We start from the raw sequence: 16553 nt of genomic DNA on the forward strand, positions 1-16553 counted from the left end.
GCGATTTAACCGAGCGTTCCGTCGGCATTGATCATGGTTTTGCCACCCATATGTCTGTGTAGGGCCGTTGGAATGGTGACGGACCCATCGGCTTGTTGGCCGTTTTCCAACACCGCAATCAGGCAGCGCCCCACGGCGAGGCCGGAGCCGTTCAGCGTGTGAACGAACTGCGGTTTTCCACCATCCGCTGGCTTGAATCGGGCGTTCATCCGGCGGGCCTGAAATTCGCCCGTGGTCGAAACCGAACTGATTTCGCGGTAGGCATTCTGACCGGGCAACCAGGCTTCGATGTCAAACGTGCGGCGTGCGCCAAAGCCCATGTCGCCCGTGCAAAGCAAAACGGTTCTGTAAGGAATTTCAAGGCGTTCAAGCAAATCTTCGGCACAACGCAGCATGCGTTTTTGTTCGGTGTCTGATTCGTCTGGATGGGTAACGGATACCATTTCGACCTTTTCGAACTGGTGTTGGCGCAACATACCGGAGGTGTCACGCCCGGCGCTGCCCGCTTCGGAGCGGAAACATAAGGTATGCGCGGTGTAGCGCCGCGGCAGGGATGCGGCGTCGATGGTGTCGCCAGCGGCGATATAGGTCAGTGGGATTTCCGAGGTGGAGATCAGCCACATGCCTTCGGTCGTCTGGTAGCTATCACCAGCGAATTTTGGCAGCTTGTCGGTGCCATACATCGCGTCGTCGCGCACGAGGACAGGTGTGTTCATCTCGGTCAAACCGTTTTCAACCGTATGAATATCAAGCATGAATTGCGCCAAGGCGCGGTGCAGGCGCGCGACCGCACCCGACATCAGAACAAAACGGCTGCCGGAAATCTTGGCGGCGGTTTCAAAGTCCATGTTGGGCTTCACTGCCGAAATGTCAAAGTGTTCGGCGGGCGTGAAATCAAACGTGCGCGGCGTGCCCCAGCGGCTGATTTCGACGTTGTCGTTTTCATCTGCCCCCATGGGGACATCATCGGCGGGCAGGTTCGGGATCATCGCCAAACGCGCTGTAAGTCCAGTGGCCTGGGCCTTTGCTTGATCATTAAGCTGCGCGATTTGTGCCTTCTTTTCAGAGACAAGCGCACGCAGGCGTTCAAATTCTTCGTTATCCCCACGCGCTTTCGCCGCTCCGACGTCTTTGGCGGCTTTGTTGGCGTCCGCCTGCGCGGTTTCCGCTGCGAGGATTTTGGCACGCCGCGCTTCGTCCATGGCGAGCAGTTCAGCCGACAAGGGTGCGTCGCCGCGACGGGACAGGGCTGCATCAAAGGCTGCGGGGTTCTCTCGGATGGCGCGAATGTCGTGCATGGGATCGGTCCTTTGATCGGTGTATATGGCCGTTCATATGCCGCAAAATTGCGGGTATGGAAAGCGAATGGATCGCATATGGATTGCATAAAACCGCAGCGTACATATTTGACGTTTGTACGCGTTGCGAATCCCGCGCCACATTCGTAGTGTCGCTCAAACGCGAGGGGGGTGCCTTCGTGTAAGAACAAGGAAAAGACGACATGGACTCCTTCGGCCAATTCATCCCACTTATTCTGATCTTCGCGATCATGTATTTCCTGCTGATCCGTCCGCAGCAAAAAAAGCTTAAGCAACATCAAGCGATGGTGGCGTCGTTGCGCCGTGGCGATCAGGTTGTGACCGCTGGAGGACTTATCGGTAAAGTCTCCAAAATCAAGGACGATGCTGAAGTTGAAGTTGAACTGGCAGAGGGCGTGAAAGTCCGCGTTGTGCGCTCAACCATCGGGCAAGTTCTCAACAAGACTGAGCCAGCCGAGAAATGATCAAGACCGCGCTCATGGCTTTCGGCGTGAGCGCGGGCGCACTAAGTGCGCTGTTTTTCGGGGCGTTGACGGTATGCTTGCTGTTCATCAGCTCCGGCGCGGCTGTTGCGCGAAATGCGCAGGGCATTGTCGCGACGCCTTTGGTGTTGGACGCCCGTGTCGCGACGCCTGCGGGCGATAAAGATGATGACGAAATTGACGGTGTTCAGATTGATGGTGTGCAGGCGGGCGACGTTTCTGTTGTCGCCGCACATTTCGATGACGACGCAGGCGCGACATTGCCGTTTCTGGTGGTTGATTTTGCTGTTGCTGCGTCTCAGACTCCGAGTGGATTAGCGGCCATTTTCGTGGCGCGGCTTGCGATGGACGGGTCCGACCCCAGCGCCGGTTTCTACCCCTAACCTGTGTTAAACACAGCCTTTTGCGCTGGTCGTCCTTGACGCCGCGCGCCCATCCCCACATGACATAAATAACGGGCCTAATGGCCTTTGATATAATAGACAGGACGTCCCCATGCTCAAGATTGATCTTTGGAAGCGCACCGCGATTTGGCTGGTCGTGGCGTTTGGCATCCTCGTTGCCATGCCGAATGGTTTTTATAGCAAGGTTGAGATGTCCAATGACGCGGAAGCGTCCATTGTCAAAAGCGGCACTACCCCCGAACTTGAAGCGGCGGCCGCCGATTGGCCATCTTTCCTGCCCGATAATCTGGTGAACCTCGGTCTTGATCTGCGGGGCGGGGCGCAATTGCTGGCCGAAGTGAAGGTCGAACAAGTTTACGAACAACGGATGCGGGGCATGTGGCCCGAAGTGCGCGATGTTTTGGCGGCACAGCGTGATGTTGTCGGGTTTGTGACGGACGTCAGCATCACATCGGGTGAATTGCGGGTGCGGATTTCTGAACCTGCTGGCATGGATCGCGCCTTAGAATTGGCGCGCGGTTTGGCGCAACAAGGGGGCAGCGTCACCAGTGTTGGTGAGACCGACATCGAAGTGTCTGCGGTGTCTGCCACCGATCTTGTCATCACGTTGTCGCAGGCCGAACAGGTTGCCACTGACGATCGCACGGTGCGCCAAGCGCTTGAAATTGTCCGTCGCCGTATTGACGAGACGGGCACGCGCGAACCGTCCATCCAGCGCCAAGGTGCGAACCGGATTTTGATCCAGGTCCCCGGGGTTGGGTCTGCGCAAGAGGTTAAGGACATCATTGGCACCACCGCACAACTGGGGTTCCACCCTGTTGTCGGATCCACCGCTGATCCGGATGCGCGCGCCGGTGCAGGCAATATGGTGATCCCGTCGCTGGACGTTGAGGGCCAGTATTACATTGTCGAACGCTCCCCGGTTGTGACGGGCGAAGAACTGGTCGACAGCCAGCCCACGTTCAACGAAAACAACCAACCCGCCGTGACGTTCCGGTTCAATCCATCAGGTGCGCGCAAGTTTGGTGATTATACCCGCGACAATATCGGATCGCCCTTTGCCATCGTTCTCGACAACGAGGTGGTGAGCGCGCCGACCATTCAAAGTCATATTTCGGGTGGATTGGGGATTATCACTGGGCAGTTCACGCTTGAGGAAACGACCAATTTGGCCGTGTTGCTTCGCGCCGGTGCCTTGCCTGCCGAATTGAACTTTTTACAGGAACAAACCGTCGGGCCTGATCTTGGGCAAGACAGCATTAATGCGGGCACAATCGCCTGTATCGTCGCATTTGCGCTGGTGCTGATCTACATGGTCCTGAGCTATGGATTGCTGGGCGTCTTTGCCAACGTCGCCCTGCTGGTCAACGTCGCGCTGATCTTCGCGATGTTGTCGCTTATCGGTGGCACGCTGACGCTGCCGGGTATCGCGGGCATCGTGTTGACCATCGGTATGGCCGTTGACGCCAACGTGCTGATATTCGAGCGTATCCGAGAGGAATCGCGCACCGCCAAAGGCCCCGCACGCGCGATTGAGCTGGGGTATGAAAAGGCATTGTCGGCCATCATCGACGCCAACATTACCACCCTCATCACTGCCGGCATCCTGTTTGCTATGGGCGCAGGGCCGGTTCGCGGGTTCGCGATCACGCTGGGTCTGGGCATCATCACATCGGTGTTCACGGCGATCTTTGTGACCCGCCTGCTGGTGGTGATCTGGTTTGAACGCAAACGCCCCAAAAAGATACTTGCGGGCAAATACCTGCGTTTGGTCAAGTCAGAAACAGCGTTCGATTTCTTCAAGCGCGGCAAGATCTGGCTAGGGCTGTCTGGCATCATGGTGGTCGTGGCGTTCATCTCCTTCCTCGCGCAGGGTCTGAACTATGGTATTGATTTTAAGGGCGGAACAACGCTGCGTACCGACAGCACCCAGGTGATTGACGTCGGTGCTTATCGTGATGCGGTTTTGGTCTTGGATATAGGCGAAGTGACAGTCACCGAAGTTTTCGATCCAACCTTCGGGCCGGATCAAAACGTCGCCACCGTCGCGATTTCCGCGCAAGACGGCGAAGAATCGGTGACAAATGACACCATTTCAGCTGTGCAAGATGCGCTGCGCACTATTGATCCTGACATGACATTCCCGGCGGTGGAATCTGTTGGCCCGACAGTATCAGGGGAATTGATCCAATCGGCCATTCTCGCCGTCGTTTTTGCCATTGGGGCGGTGCTGATCTACATCTGGATGCGCTTTGAGTGGCAGTTCGCCTTGGGTGCGGTGGTGGCGCTTATCCATGACGTCGTGCTGACGATTGGCATCTTTTCGGAACTCAACATCCGATTCGATTTGGCAATTATCGCAGCCCTTTTGACCATCGTGGGCTATTCGTTGAACGACACCGTGGTCGTCTTTGACCGCGTGCGTGAAAACTTGCGCAAATATAAGGCCAAGGACCTCAAGGAGGTGCTGAACCTGTCGATCAACGAAACCCTAAGCCGGACATTCATGACATCGTTCACGACATTGCTGGCTCTGATTTCGCTTTATGTGCTTGGCGGTGATGTGATCCGCGGTTTTGTCTTTGCGATGATCTGGGGCGTGATTGTTGGAACGTATTCGTCGATCTTCGTGGCCTCCACGACATTGCTGGTGCTGGGCGTCAAACGTGACTGGTCGGGCACTGCCAAAAACGTTGGCGGGCAGTATTCAAACATCGACGCCTGAAGGGGGGCCAAATCATGCGACTGAATGAAGTTGTCTACACCGATGCCAAACCCGTTGACGGGTATGGCCCCGGCTTCTTTCGCATTGGTGGTGACGTCTATGAAGGGGCGTCGGTCGTGCTGCCGTCGGGCATTGCGCCTTGGGGCGGGTTTGAGGACGCGCAAACCATGATCGACGCGGCTGATGCCATCGATGTGGTGTTCATCGGGACAGGTGCCGAAATCGCCTACATTCCCGCCGAATTTCGCAAGGCGTTAGAAGACGCGGGCCTCGGGGTTGAGGTCATGTCGTCCCCGACGGCGTGCCGCACATATAATGTGGTTTTGTCCGAAGGGCGGCGCGTCGGTTTGGCGCTTTTGCCCGTCTAGTGGCACAATGGCGCAATGTGTTAGTGTGATCTCATGAAGTTAACCGTCACAGACCTATCTGTTGCGCGCGGCGGCGCGCCGGTGTTGTCGGGCGTGTCGTTCGTGGTGAACGCGGGCAGCGCGTTGGTGCTGCGCGGGCCAAACGGCATCGGCAAGACGACCTTGTTGCGCACGCTTGCGGGCTTGCAGCCTGCGGTGTCTGGAACCGTAGACGTCCCAGAGGACGCGGTCGCATACGCCAGCCACGCTGACGGGATCAAAGCGCAACTGACAGTGACGGAAAATCTGGCGTTTTGGGCGGATGTGCATGGCACGACAATGCCCGATAGCGTGTTTGGTGCCTTTGATCTGGATGATTTGCGCACGCGGTTGGCTGGCACGCTGTCGGCAGGTCAAAAACGCCGCCTCGGGTTAGCACGTTTGGGCGTGATTGGTCGCAAGGTTTTGTTTTTGGACGAACCGACTGTCAGCCTCGATGGATTTTCGGTTAAAATGTTCGCGAACTGGCTGCGCGATGTGCATTTGGCGCAGGACGGGATCGCCGTGATCGCCACGCATGTCGATCTTGGCATTGACGCGCCGGAGTTGGAATTGACACCTTTCAAGTCAACGGCGCACGCTGGCGGCGGGTTGGACGAGGCGTTTTTATGACGCGCGGGTCGCATCCGTGATCGCGCTGTTGCGCCGCGACCTCACCCTTGCGGTGCGCGCTGGGGGCGGATTCGGCCTTGGATTGGCGTTTTTCTTGATTGTTGTGGTGTTGGTGCCATTTGGCGTCGGGCCCGAGGCGGCGGTGCTTAGCCGCATCGCACCGGGCATCTTGTGGGTCGCGGCCTTGCTGGCAGCCTTGTTGTCACTGGACCGGACTTTCGCGTTGGACTTTGAGGACGGAACACTACCGCTTCTCGCGACATCGCCGCTGCCATTGGAAGGCGTGGCGTTGATCAAAGGTGTTGCGCATTGGATTACCACGGGCTTGCCCCTGACACTGGCGGCACCTGCGTTGGGGTTCCTGTTGAACCTTGAAATGAGCGCTTATGCTTGGCTGCTCGCCTCCCTTGCGCTTGGCACGCCCGCGCTGTCGATGATCGGGACGTTCGGGGCCGCATTGACCGTGGGTTTGCGGCGCGGCGGGTTGTTGATGTCGCTTTTGGTGCTACCGCTGTATGTGCCGACGCTGATTTTTGGGGCCGAGGCGGTGCGGCGCGGCGCGCTTGGTCTGGACGCCACCACACCGCTGCTGATGCTCGCAGGAATCACGCTCGGCAGCTTCGCCCTGTTGCCATTTGCCGCATCGTCCGCACTTCGGGTCAACCTTAGGTGAGCGGTATTGTCGCCCCGCAAACAGCAGGATAACACACTACCATGTCGATCTGGGAATATGCCAATCCGAAGAAATTCATCGCGACCACGACACCGCTGGTGCCGTGGGTCTTGGGCGTGGCTATTGCCTGTCTTGTGATTGGCTTGTTCTGGGGTTTTTTCCTGACACCAGACGACTTTCGGCAGGGATCAACCGTTAAAATTATCTACCTGCATGTGCCTGCTGCACTTATGGCGATAAACGCGTGGTTCATGATGCTTTTGGCGTCGCTGGTCTGGCTGGTACGTCGCCACCATGTCAGCGCACTGGCGGCACGCGCAGCCGCACCCGTTGGGATTGTCATGACCCTTATCGCATTGATAACTGGCGCTATTTGGGGCCAACCGATGTGGGGTACATGGTGGGCATGGGACCCGCGGTTGACGTCATTCCTGATCTTGTTCCTGTTTTACCTCGGCTATATCGCGCTGTGGGAAGCCATTGAAGACCCCGACACCGCCGCCGATCTGACAAGCGTGTTGTGCATCGTCGGGTCGGTCTTTGCGGTGCTGTCGCGCTACGCCGTTAACTTTTGGAACCAAGGCCTGCACCAAGGCACCAGCGTGCCCGTCGCCACGGGGGAACGCACGATTTCGGATGTGTTTTTCGTGCCGCTGGTGATCTGCATGGTTGGGTTCGGGCTGTTGTTTTTTGCATTGGTCATGGTGCGCACCCAGACCGAAATTCGCGTGCGCCGCATGCGTGCACTTGAGATGAGAATGCGATCATGATCCCTGATCTGGGCAATTACGCCGCCGAAGTGATGGCGGCTTATGGGCTGTCGTTCCTGCTTCTGGTCGGCATCGTGGCCATGTCACTGCGTCGTTGTCGCAAGCTCCGCACGCAACTGGCCGAAGTCGAAGCCCGGAGGGACCGCGCTAATGTCTAAATTGATGATGGTGCCGTTCGTGGTGTTTGCAGGGATCGTAGGGATCGTTCTGGTGCAGGGCCTGTTTGGGGGGCAAGGGCCTGAATTACCCTCCGCGTTCATCGGACGATCTGCGCCTGTCATTGACGTTTCTGAAATCGACGGTCTTGCGCCCTTAACCGACGCGATGCTGCGCGATGGGGAGGTCAAGATCGTGAATTTTTGGGCCAGTTGGTGCGCACCGTGCCGCGTCGAACACCCCAACCTCACAGCGCTCGCAGATGAGGGCGTGCCGATTTATGGCATAAATTACAAGGATATAGACGGAAACGCCCTTTCATTCCTTGATGATCTCGGTGATCCGTATCTGGCCGTCGGGGCAGACCCGCGCGGTTTTCACGCAATTGATTGGGGCGTTTACGGTGTGCCGGAAACGTTCCTGATTGACGGCTACGGTACGATCCTGCTCCGCATGGCAGCACCCGTGACGGAGCGCGAATTGATCAACCGGTTGCGCCCTGCACTTGACGCAGCGCGTTCCGACAATTGACCGGTTAGCGGCTGTATCGCAGCGACATGCAGCTGAGCCCGCCATCGACAAGGGCGGCTTGACTGGTATTCAGAATCCGCACTGAATAGCCCGCACCGTCAAGCATTTCTGCGGTCTTTGGATATCCCGCGGACAAGAAGACATGCGCGTTAACGCGGATCGCGTTGGCGGCAGCCTCTTCGCCAATCGCCGTTTCAAGCACCTTTAGGCCTTTGAACGCGCCTGACCCTGCCAATGCCGGGGTCGCCAGCACAGTTTGGCGATCAAGGAGCGAGCTTTCGGTCTTGAAGTGCAGGATTTCGGGCGGCGTTTGCAAGACCTCTAGAGTGTATCCCAAACTCTCGACAATTGAGCGCAAATCCTCGGCGCCTTGTCCGTTGGTGCGCGCGGACAGGCCCAGCAACACGCGGTCATCCGTGCACAGTATATCGCCACCATCGACGTAGCCATCAGTGGTTAAGTCAATGACATCGTTCATGTTTTCCAGCAATGCGGGCCTAAGTGCGGCAGCTTCGCCAAGGCGGGACGCAGCCCCCGGGCGCAGCACAATAGCGGTGCCGGTGAGCACCAAGGCGGGGTCTTCGATGAAGACTGAATCGGGGAAAGCTTCATCGGCGGGCAGGACATTGACGACGCAACCAGCCCCGCGCAAGGCGCTGATGTAGGCGGCGTGTTCTGCAGCAAATGCAACCGGATCTGGGTCGCCGTGGTCGCTGGCGCGCAATCCATCGGTGACGGATGTTGCGGGCAGGCGGCACAGCGCGTGAGTGAATTCAAATGAGGGATGTGTCATTGGTCGCCTTTTGTGTTCGTTGTCTTTGTCTCGAAAATATCCCGGGGAGTCGAGCATGCTCGACGGGGCAGAGCCCCCAAAACAAGAAAGCCGCGCCCGTTTGGGCGCGACTTTTGGATCATTATTGCCGTTTCGATTTAGGCAGCTTTGGCAAGGTTGCGAAGAACGTAGTGCAGCACGCCGCCGTGTTCGATGTATTCCACCTCAATTGCTGTATCGATGCGGCATTTCAGGGTGATATCCTTCACCGTGCCGTCGGCCATGGTGATTGTGCACGGCACCTCTTGCAGGGGTTTGATCGTGTCCAACCCTGAGATCGACACCGTTTCATCCCCCGTCAAGCCAAGCGATTTGCGGCTGTCGCCCTTGGTGAACTCAAAAGGAATGACGCCCATGCCCACAAGGTTTGAGCGGTGGATGCGCTCAAAGCTTTCAGCGATGACGGCTTTCACGCCGAGAAGGTTAGTGCCTTTGGCTGCCCAGTCGCGCGATGATCCGGCGCCGTATTGTTCGCCCCCGAAGATCACTGTCGGCGTGCCCGCAGCCATATAGGCCATCGCGGCATCAAAGATCGACATCTGTTCGCCGTCCGGCCCTTTGGTGTAGCCGCCCTCAACGCCGTCCAGCATCTCGTTTTTGATGCGGATGTTGGCGAAGGTGCCACGCATCATCACTTCGTGGTTGCCACGGCGCGATCCGTAAGAGTTGAATTCACGCACGGGGACTTGGCGTTCAAGCAGGTATTCGCCCGCTGGCGTGGTTTCCTTGAACGAACCAGCAGGTGAAATGTGGTCCGTCGTGATCATATCGCCAAGCACGGCCAGCACTTTGGCGCCGTCAATGTTGGTGATAACGCCGGGGTCTTTTGACATGCCTTGAAAGTAGGGCGGGTTCTGGATGTAGGTGGATTGTGGCGGCCAATCGTAGGTTTCTGCGTCCGTGGTTTCTACGGCTTGCCATTTTTCGTCACCCTTGAAGACGTCTGCATATTTCGACTGGAATGCTTCGCGGGTTACGGTTTGTTCAACCAGATCAGCGACTTCTTTGGAGGATGGCCAGATGTCTTTCAGGTAGACGTCATTGCCGTCCCTGTCCTGACCAAGCGGATCTTTGGCGATGTCGACATTCATATCACCGGCCAATGCGTAGGCCACCACAAGCGGAGGTGACGCCAGATAGTTTGCCCGCACATCCGGTGAAATCCGACCCTCAAAGTTGCGATTGCCCGACAAAACCGATGTCGCGATAATGTCGCCTGACGCAATCGCGTCGGACAATTCCTGTTGGATCGGGCCTGAATTGCCGATGCAGGTCGTGCAGCCATAGCCCACAAGGTTGAACCCGATGGCATCGAGATCTTCTTGCAGACCAGCCGCTTCGAGGTAGGCGGACACAACTTGGCTGCCCGGTGCGAGTGATGTTTTCACCCAAGGCTTTCGGTTCAAGCCAAGCGCGCGCGCCTTGCGTGCCACCAGACCTGCGCCGATCATCACGTAGGGGTTGGACGTGTTTGTGCAGGATGTAATCGACGCGATGACGATTGTGCCATCATGGATCGTGTAATCCTCACCCACGACTTTGGCGCGCTTGTGCTTGCCGATATCGCCGGGGATGGAGCGCGGCGCGATTGCGCCACCTTCGGCAGCCCATTCGGTGGTTTCTTCTTCGTCAGCAGACCATTCGGCACGCTCACCGCTGATGTATTCACCGAATGTCTTAGCGGCCACATCCAGCGCCACGTAGTCCTGTGGGCGCTTGGGGCCGGAAATTGCCGGAACGATGGTGCCCATGTCGAGTTCGAGCGTCGAAGAGTAGACAGGATCGTAGTCCGCGCCGCGCCAGAATCCGTTTTCTTTTGCATAGGCTTCGACCAGTTCAATCCGGTCTTCATCGCGGCCCGTGTTGCGCAGGTAGCGCAAGGTTTCGTCGTCAATCGGGAAGAAGCCGCAGGTGGCGCCGTATTCCGGTGCCATGTTGGCGATCGTTGCGCGGTCGGCCAGTGGCAGGTGATCCAGACCTTCGCCGTAAAATTCCACGAACTTGCTGACAACGCCGTGGGCGCGCAGCATTTCGACGACCTTGAGCACGAGGTCGGTGCCTGTCGTGCCTTCCAACATGCGACCGGTCAGCTTGAAGCCGACGACTTCGGGGATCAGCATGGAAATCGGCTGTCCAAGCATTGAGGCTTCTGCCTCAATCCCGCCAACGCCCCAACCCAAAACCGCCACGCCGTTGACCATGGTTGTGTGGGAGTCTGTGCCGACGAGCGTGTCAGGATAGGCCACCTCAACCCCGTTCTGATCCACATCGGTCCAGACGGTTTGGCTGAGGTATTCAAGGTTCACCTGATGGCAGATGCCTGTACCCGGTGGCACAACGCGGAAGTTGGAAAATGCCGATTGGCCCCACTTCAGGAATGTGTAGCGTTCGATGTTGCGTTCATACTCGCGGTCCACGTTCACTTTGAAAGCACGCGGGTTGCCAAATTCGTCGATCATAACCGAATGGTCGATGACCAGATCAACCGGATTAAGCGGATTAATCTGCTGGGCATCCCCGCCAAGGGCGACAATTCCGTCGCGCATCGCCGCCAAATCAACAACAGCGGGAACACCGGTGAAATCCTGCATCAGCACGCGGGCAGGGCGGTAGGCGATTTCGCGCGGGTTTTGCCCACCTTTGGTGGCCCATTCAGCGAAGGCTTTGATATCGTCCACTGTCACCGTCTTGCCATCTTCGAAGCGCAGCATGTTTTCCAGCACAACCTTCAATGCGGCGGGCAACTTGGAAAAGTCGCCCAAACCTGCGGCGGTCGCGGCTGGAATCGAATAATACGCAAGCGACTGGTCGCCCACTTTGAGGGTTTTACGGGTTTTGGCGCTATCGTGGCCTACTGTGATGGGCATATCGGTCTCTCCTGCAGGGGCATGGATGATGATTCTGATTTCGGTATACTATTGCACACAATTGGTGCCAAGCCTTGTTTTGCGAGATATTGATGCGTCATATATCCGTAACCGTCGGCGTTGTTACAGTGCTACAATGATATTGTAACAGTTCAATCGCAAACGGTTGATTGGCGTGTCGCGTGTGCTTGCGCTAGGCAAAGGGTTCAATGTCAGGATTTTTTATGCGCCAAACTTTCGCCGTCGCCTTTTCGATCTGGGCCACATGCTTTGCCCTTGTTACACCTGCGATGGCTGATGGCCCTGTGGTTGTGGAACTTTATACCTCTCAGGGCTGTTCCAGTTGCCCGCCAGCGGACGAAATGTTGCACGTATTGGCGGCGCGATCAGATGTGATCGCATTGGCACTGCATGTGGATTATTGGGACTACATCGGCTGGGCGGATAGTTTTGCCGATCCTGAACACACGGTGCGCCAGCAACGCTATGCCTACGTTGCGGGGGCCAGTTCGATTTACACGCCGCAGATGATTATTGGCGGCGCGGATCATGTGGTCGGCACCAAGCCGATGGATGTTGCTAACTTGATCCAAGCTCACAATGCCAGTCCGACAGGCACGCGCATTGTGTTGCAACGTTCTGGTGATCGGTTGCAGATCACGGGCCAAACATCGCACCCGTTGCGCAGTGGAACAATTGTGCAGCTCATCCGGTATAGCCCGCAAGAAACTGTTGATATCCGCCGTGGTGAAAACGCGGGCAGATCGCTGAGCTATGTCAATATCGTCACAGATTGGCGCAGTGTCGGTGACTGGAGCGGCGGTGGCGATCTGAATATGACAGTCAATGTTTCTGGTGATGGGCCCTTGGTGGTTCTCGTTCAAGAACCCGGCCCCGGTGCGATTATGGCGTCTGCTGTTCTGCGTTAAGCGTCGAGGGGCGGGTTTGTGGTCGCAAGGCCGGTGCCGATCATGCTGTCACGCGTCACAACCCCGCCAGGTCACTTTGTGACATGTTTTCCGTGCCTTCGGGTCGGTTCGGGATCACGATGTAGCGCATGTCTGCGGTGCTGTCGTGGACGCGAATTTTCGTTTTGTCGGGCAATATGACGCCGAATTCAGCCAATACAGATCGTGGTTCACGCACGGTGCGGCTGCGATAGGCGCGGGATTTGTACCAATCCGGTGGCAGGCTCAAAAGATTGCGCGGGTAACATGAACACAGGGTGCACACGATCATGTTGTGGACGTCGCCCGTGTTTTCCACGGCGATCAATTTCAGCGCGCCGATGTCGAAACCCATGGCGCGCGTCGCTTCGGACGCGTCATCCATCAGTGCTGCGTGAAATTCAGGATCGCACCATGCGCGGGCCACGACCTGCGCCCCATTGGAGGGGGTGCGGGCATCCATTGTATCAATCTGGGACGCGATTTCGTTGGCGGTGGTGATGCCTTTTTCAACCAGCAATTCGCGCACGGCGATTCCCATCACCTGCCAATAGCTCAGGGGTGCATCGTCATCGGCGCGGTAGGGATGTCCGGATGGGCTGAGGTTATCATGGTCATGGTGGTCATGTGGCATCTGCTGGCTCCAACCAATGTTCATAGATTTCGGCGTCCAGCGTGTCGTTAGGGTTTTCGGCATTTGCCCCCCAAACATCGGCCATGGTGAACCGAACGCGGTGTAATGGCAGCGCGCTGGCAGTCACGCCGTACGCGAGGTCTTCGGGATTTGGAAACACGCCAAGTGAGCGTTCGATGACGCCGACCTTGCCGCGCAGATAGGCAGGGGTGCGCACGTGGCCCGGTGGCATGAGGGGTTTTACATGGACTATTTGCATCAAATGCTCTTCATTTAACAGGGGCCGCTGCATCGCCGTATGTATCACCGCGCGCGGTGACGTCGGCCATTTTCGCCGCGAGGTCGGCCGTGGTATAGGCCCCCCCTTCGATGAGGTTCTGGTTCACAGCCATGATCCAGCGTTCGTAATAGGTCATGGTTTCAAACGCCTCTTCGCCCAAATCTTCGAGGACTCGGCGCAACCCGTCGACGATGAAAAAACCCTTAGCAGAGCCGAGGATCATCAAGGCATCAACGCGCTTTTCCCAAAGTGCGAAGTCATGATCGGCGTCTGGACGTTGGTCCATCGGGATCGGGCCAGCGGTGTCGCCGCCCATGTCGTGCCATCGGCGGGCGGGTAAGGGGATTTGTTGTTTTGTCATGTGGTGATGTTAGGCCGACAGGCCCGCGCAGGAAACCCTGCAAACGACGCGTTAGTCTTCGCCGTCCAGATTGAGCGTGATTGTGCCCGCATCCGCCGCCGCGCGGATGGCAGTGACCACAGCGGTTTGCGCTGCTTCTGCGTCGGATTGTTTGATTTTACCGGCTTCTGATATTTCTTCGCGCAGGTTGTCGGCCATGCGTGTCGACATATTGTCGAGCAGATGTGCCACTGCGAGTGCCAAAAGTCCGCCCATTTCGGTGGCTGAGGCCAAGGCGCGCACAAGGTCTGTTTGGTCGATGTCGCGCAGAACCTTGGGCACGTCCGCAATGGCGAGCCGTGCGGGGATGTCCGCGAATGTGAAGATCGCTTTGCGCACGCTTTCGCCAAAGGTCGGGTCCTGCGACAACAGACCCTCAAGGACTTTATCGCGGGTCGAGGCGGGGGTTGAGTTGAGGATCGCCCCGATACGCTGTTCAGCGCTCTCACTAAAGGCGGGCAGGGATGGGCCACAATAATGCTGCGCCAATCCTGTGCCGATCCGCACGATGGTGTCGGATGTGACGTTTGTTGTCTTGGACATAGCATAGGCGATCCGGCGGGCGCGATTCCCTGGCATCAGGCCCAACAAGATTGCGGCCTTACTCGTTGGGAGTTTTGAGAGAAAAATGGCACAAACCTCTGCGCTTTCGGCGTCGGTGATGGGCAGCATTTCCTCGGCTGGCAGGGCAAGTACGATGGTCCACGGGTCGCTGCCCGATTGCGCTGCGGCTTCTTCGCGCAAGCGCGCGACCGTCGCCGCTGAAATGCGCCCGTCAAAAGATTTTAACGCCGCCTCAAAACTGCCGGGGGCAGTCAAAGCGACGTCAGCAAGTTCGCGCGCGAATTCCTGTGCGACGCTATTCAACGTGGCTTTGTCGATGATGTTGAGCGCGCCGAGTTCTCGGGTCAGGCGCGCCTGCGCCGCCTCGGGCAATTGCGACAACGGCAGATCACCGCCACTGCGCAACAGCAGTTTCACCACCATCGCCGCCTTGCGCGATCGGGTTATATCGGTTCTGGGCAATGAGGTCGGGGTGGCGGCTATAACAGCGTGCTCCTGAAAGAAAGGGCTCAAGCCAGTTCTTAGCCGTTCAAGGTGAACAGGATCTTAATTGCATCGGCGCGTCTGTGGCTACTTATGGTTATTGCTTATTTCGGACGGTGTTTAAGTCTCCCGCTGGCGGCATCGGTGAAAAAGGTGCGGAATGGGAGAGTTAAAACCCAAGTGCCGCAGTGTAGTATTTGCGCTTAGGTTGTGTCGGTGTGGGTCATTACAACGGCCAGCAGATGCAGTTCAGTTCGCCAGTTTTCGGAGATGCCGCCTTGGAACGCAGTCATATCGTGAAGCGATTGGACGCACTGCGATAACTGTTTGATTTCGTCGTCTAAGCATTCGCGATCGGGGCGCGAAAAACTGGCCAAGCTGCGGCTGCCGCCGGTGTCAGTTGCGATGGTGACGCCGTAAGCCATTCCATACGCAAGAGACTATCCTAATATGTTATGATCGTCCATTTCTGTCAAGCCGGACCAGCGAATTGACCCGGTTTCGACAAAGCCCCACCGCACTGTGGGATCCTGCATCACGTAGCCTTTTTCCGAGTAGATATTCGTCCAGTCTTTAGGGTAAGTCTGAAACAGGAAGTCGGGAGAGGTCAGGCGGATATGGAATGCGATTGCGAAACCTGACGGGGCCAGATTATCAACACTTTTCAGCAATACTTTAAGTTTGCTAATTTCAGCCATTGTTCCCTCCACTCGCTTTGCGGTTGCTTATAAGCGTCCCCAACGGCTAAAATGCCACGACGAGCATTATGGCGAATATAGGTGATTGGTGGCTGCAATGACAGTGTCATTCACTCAGTTATACTGTCGAAAGGGCCAGGCTTGACTGAGCTAAATTCTGCTGAAGATGTCGAAATAATAGCCATAAATGGCTATTATATAGCTTTGCGGGTCGGCTTCGCTTTCCCGCTTGAGGAAGTGAATGCATTGCCTGCGCCTTGGGTGGATCACTACACAACCCATCGGTTTATGCTGCACGATCCGGTCATTCGGTGGATTTACGCCAACACAGGCGCGATCCGTTGGAGCGCGATTGATTTGCCCGATCCGATGCGGGTTTTGGACCAGGCGCAGACGTTTGGGTTGCGCTACGGTGTGGCGGTTGCGTGTTTTGACGGCAACCGCGAAGGCCAGCGATCGTTCGGGACGTTCGCACGGTCTGATCGTGAGTTTGAACAGGCGGAGATTGACGCTCTGCATGCCTATGTTGTGCAGCGCCACCATGCCAAAGCGCCGCCAACGAATCTTACGCATGCGGAACTTGAGGCGTTGAGAATGATCAAAGAAGGTTTGCGTTTAAAACAAATCGCATATTCATTAAGCATTTCTGAGGGGGCCGTAAAACAGCGCCTGAAGAACGCCAAGATCAAGCTCGGGGCGCAGACATCTGCCCAAGCCGCTGCAATGGTTAGAGAATTCGGATTGATTTGAACCTTTTGAAATCATTAAC

19 protein-coding genes and 1 pseudogene are annotated in these 16553 nt (G+C 56.9%); 11 read left to right on the forward strand and 9 right to left on the reverse strand.

Annotation, left to right across the window (positions count from 1 at the left end):
• Positions 1–5 precede the first annotated feature (5 nt).
• Complete coding sequence (serS, locus tag OA238_RS05645; protein WP_015494438.1) at positions 6–1298, reverse strand: serine--tRNA ligase; 1293 nt, start codon at positions 1296–1298, stop codon at positions 6–8.
• Positions 1299–1501: 203 nt separating this feature from the next.
• Between serS and yajC the strand changes: the two genes are divergently transcribed.
• From yajC to OA238_RS05685, 9 genes are all read left to right on the forward strand, one after another.
• Positions 1502–1783, forward strand: coding sequence for a preprotein translocase subunit YajC (gene yajC, locus OA238_RS05650; RefSeq protein WP_015494439.1), 282 nt, complete (start codon positions 1502–1504; stop codon positions 1781–1783).
• A 14-nt stretch (positions 1784–1797) separates the two neighbouring features.
• Positions 1798–2184 (forward strand): hypothetical protein, encoded by a 387-nt coding sequence (locus OA238_RS05655; RefSeq protein ID WP_245581449.1) that lies wholly within the window; start codon positions 1798–1800, stop codon positions 2182–2184.
• A gap of 112 nt (positions 2185–2296) precedes the next feature.
• On the forward strand, positions 2297–4930 hold the full coding sequence (gene secD / locus OA238_RS05660; protein WP_015494441.1) for a protein translocase subunit SecD: 2634 nt from the start codon (positions 2297–2299) through the stop codon (positions 4928–4930).
• 14 nt (positions 4931–4944) lie between these two features.
• Entirely contained in the window at positions 4945–5298 is a 354-nt protein-coding gene (locus OA238_RS05665; RefSeq protein WP_015494442.1) for an Mth938-like domain-containing protein, read from the forward strand.
• Positions 5299–5331: 33 nt separating this feature from the next.
• Positions 5332–5949 (forward strand): heme ABC exporter ATP-binding protein CcmA, encoded by a 618-nt coding sequence (gene ccmA, locus OA238_RS05670; RefSeq protein WP_015494443.1) that lies wholly within the window; start codon positions 5332–5334, stop codon positions 5947–5949.
• Positions 5950–5965: 16 nt separating this feature from the next.
• Complete coding sequence (gene ccmB, locus OA238_RS05675) at positions 5966–6622, forward strand: heme exporter protein CcmB (RefSeq protein WP_015494444.1); 657 nt, start codon at positions 5966–5968, stop codon at positions 6620–6622.
• 41 nt (positions 6623–6663) lie between these two features.
• The gene (locus OA238_RS05680) at positions 6664–7392 is read left to right on the forward strand and encodes a heme ABC transporter permease (protein ID WP_015494445.1); all 729 of its coding nucleotides are present in this window, start codon (positions 6664–6666) and stop codon (positions 7390–7392) included.
• Positions 7389–7550 (forward strand): heme exporter protein CcmD, encoded by a 162-nt coding sequence (gene ccmD / locus OA238_RS29760; RefSeq protein WP_083906652.1) that lies wholly within the window; start codon positions 7389–7391, stop codon positions 7548–7550. The genes OA238_RS05680 and ccmD overlap by 4 nt, the downstream gene beginning before the upstream one ends.
• Positions 7543–8079: a DsbE family thiol:disulfide interchange protein gene (locus OA238_RS05685; RefSeq protein WP_015494446.1), complete on the forward strand. Its 537-nt coding sequence runs from the start codon at positions 7543–7545 to the stop codon at positions 8077–8079. Before ccmD ends, OA238_RS05685 begins: the two co-directional genes overlap by 8 nt.
• 4 nt (positions 8080–8083) lie before the next feature.
• Here OA238_RS05685 and OA238_RS05690 read toward each other — a convergent pair whose 3' ends face one another.
• Together OA238_RS05690 and acnA are read right to left on the reverse strand one after the other, a co-directional pair.
• On the reverse strand, positions 8084–8872 hold the full coding sequence (locus OA238_RS05690; RefSeq protein ID WP_044036385.1) for a dimethylarginine dimethylaminohydrolase: 789 nt from the start codon (positions 8870–8872) through the stop codon (positions 8084–8086).
• A 137-nt stretch (positions 8873–9009) separates the two neighbouring features.
• Positions 9010–11778 (reverse strand): aconitate hydratase AcnA, encoded by a 2769-nt coding sequence (gene acnA / locus OA238_RS05695; protein WP_015494448.1) that lies wholly within the window; start codon positions 11776–11778, stop codon positions 9010–9012.
• Between the two features lie 224 nt (positions 11779–12002).
• Between acnA and OA238_RS05700 the strand changes: the two genes are divergently transcribed.
• Positions 12003–12707, forward strand: coding sequence for a DUF1223 domain-containing protein (locus tag OA238_RS05700; protein ID WP_015494449.1), 705 nt, complete (start codon positions 12003–12005; stop codon positions 12705–12707).
• On the opposite strand, the pseudogene OA238_RS05705 reads toward OA238_RS05700, so the two are convergent.
• From OA238_RS05705 to OA238_RS28690, 6 genes and pseudogenes are all read right to left on the reverse strand, one after another.
• A pseudogene (locus OA238_RS05705) lies at positions 12704–13359 on the reverse strand (nitrile hydratase subunit alpha). The gene OA238_RS05700 and the pseudogene OA238_RS05705 overlap by 4 nt on opposite strands.
• Positions 13349–13618, reverse strand: a complete 270-nt coding sequence (locus tag OA238_RS34425) for an SH3-like domain-containing protein (RefSeq protein WP_044036387.1) — start codon at positions 13616–13618, stop codon at positions 13349–13351. The pseudogene OA238_RS05705 and the gene OA238_RS34425 overlap by 11 nt, the downstream one beginning before the upstream one ends.
• Before the next feature lie 10 nt (positions 13619–13628).
• A complete protein-coding gene (locus OA238_RS34430) occupies positions 13629–14000 on the reverse strand; it encodes an SH3-like domain-containing protein (protein WP_015494452.1) in 372 nt (123 codons plus the stop codon).
• A 51-nt stretch (positions 14001–14051) separates the two neighbouring features.
• Positions 14052–15116, reverse strand: coding sequence for a FliG C-terminal domain-containing protein (locus tag OA238_RS05720; RefSeq protein WP_275450493.1), 1065 nt, complete (start codon positions 15114–15116; stop codon positions 14052–14054).
• A 173-nt stretch (positions 15117–15289) separates the two neighbouring features.
• Complete coding sequence (locus tag OA238_RS28685; RefSeq protein ID WP_051076396.1) at positions 15290–15511, reverse strand: hypothetical protein; 222 nt, start codon at positions 15509–15511, stop codon at positions 15290–15292.
• A gap of 15 nt (positions 15512–15526) precedes the next feature.
• Positions 15527–15784: an autoinducer binding domain-containing protein gene (locus OA238_RS28690; RefSeq protein ID WP_051076397.1), complete on the reverse strand. Its 258-nt coding sequence runs from the start codon at positions 15782–15784 to the stop codon at positions 15527–15529.
• Between the two features lie 141 nt (positions 15785–15925).
• Here OA238_RS28690 and OA238_RS05730 point away from each other — a divergent pair, with 141 nt between their 5' ends.
• The gene (locus tag OA238_RS05730; protein WP_015494454.1) at positions 15926–16534 is read left to right on the forward strand and encodes a helix-turn-helix transcriptional regulator; all 609 of its coding nucleotides are present in this window, start codon (positions 15926–15928) and stop codon (positions 16532–16534) included.
• Positions 16535–16553: the final 19 nt, after the last annotated feature.

Origin of the sequence: Octadecabacter arcticus 238 (genome assembly GCF_000155735.2) — a bacterium.
Taxonomy (GTDB): Bacteria; Pseudomonadota; Alphaproteobacteria; order Rhodobacterales; family Rhodobacteraceae; genus Octadecabacter; species Octadecabacter arcticus.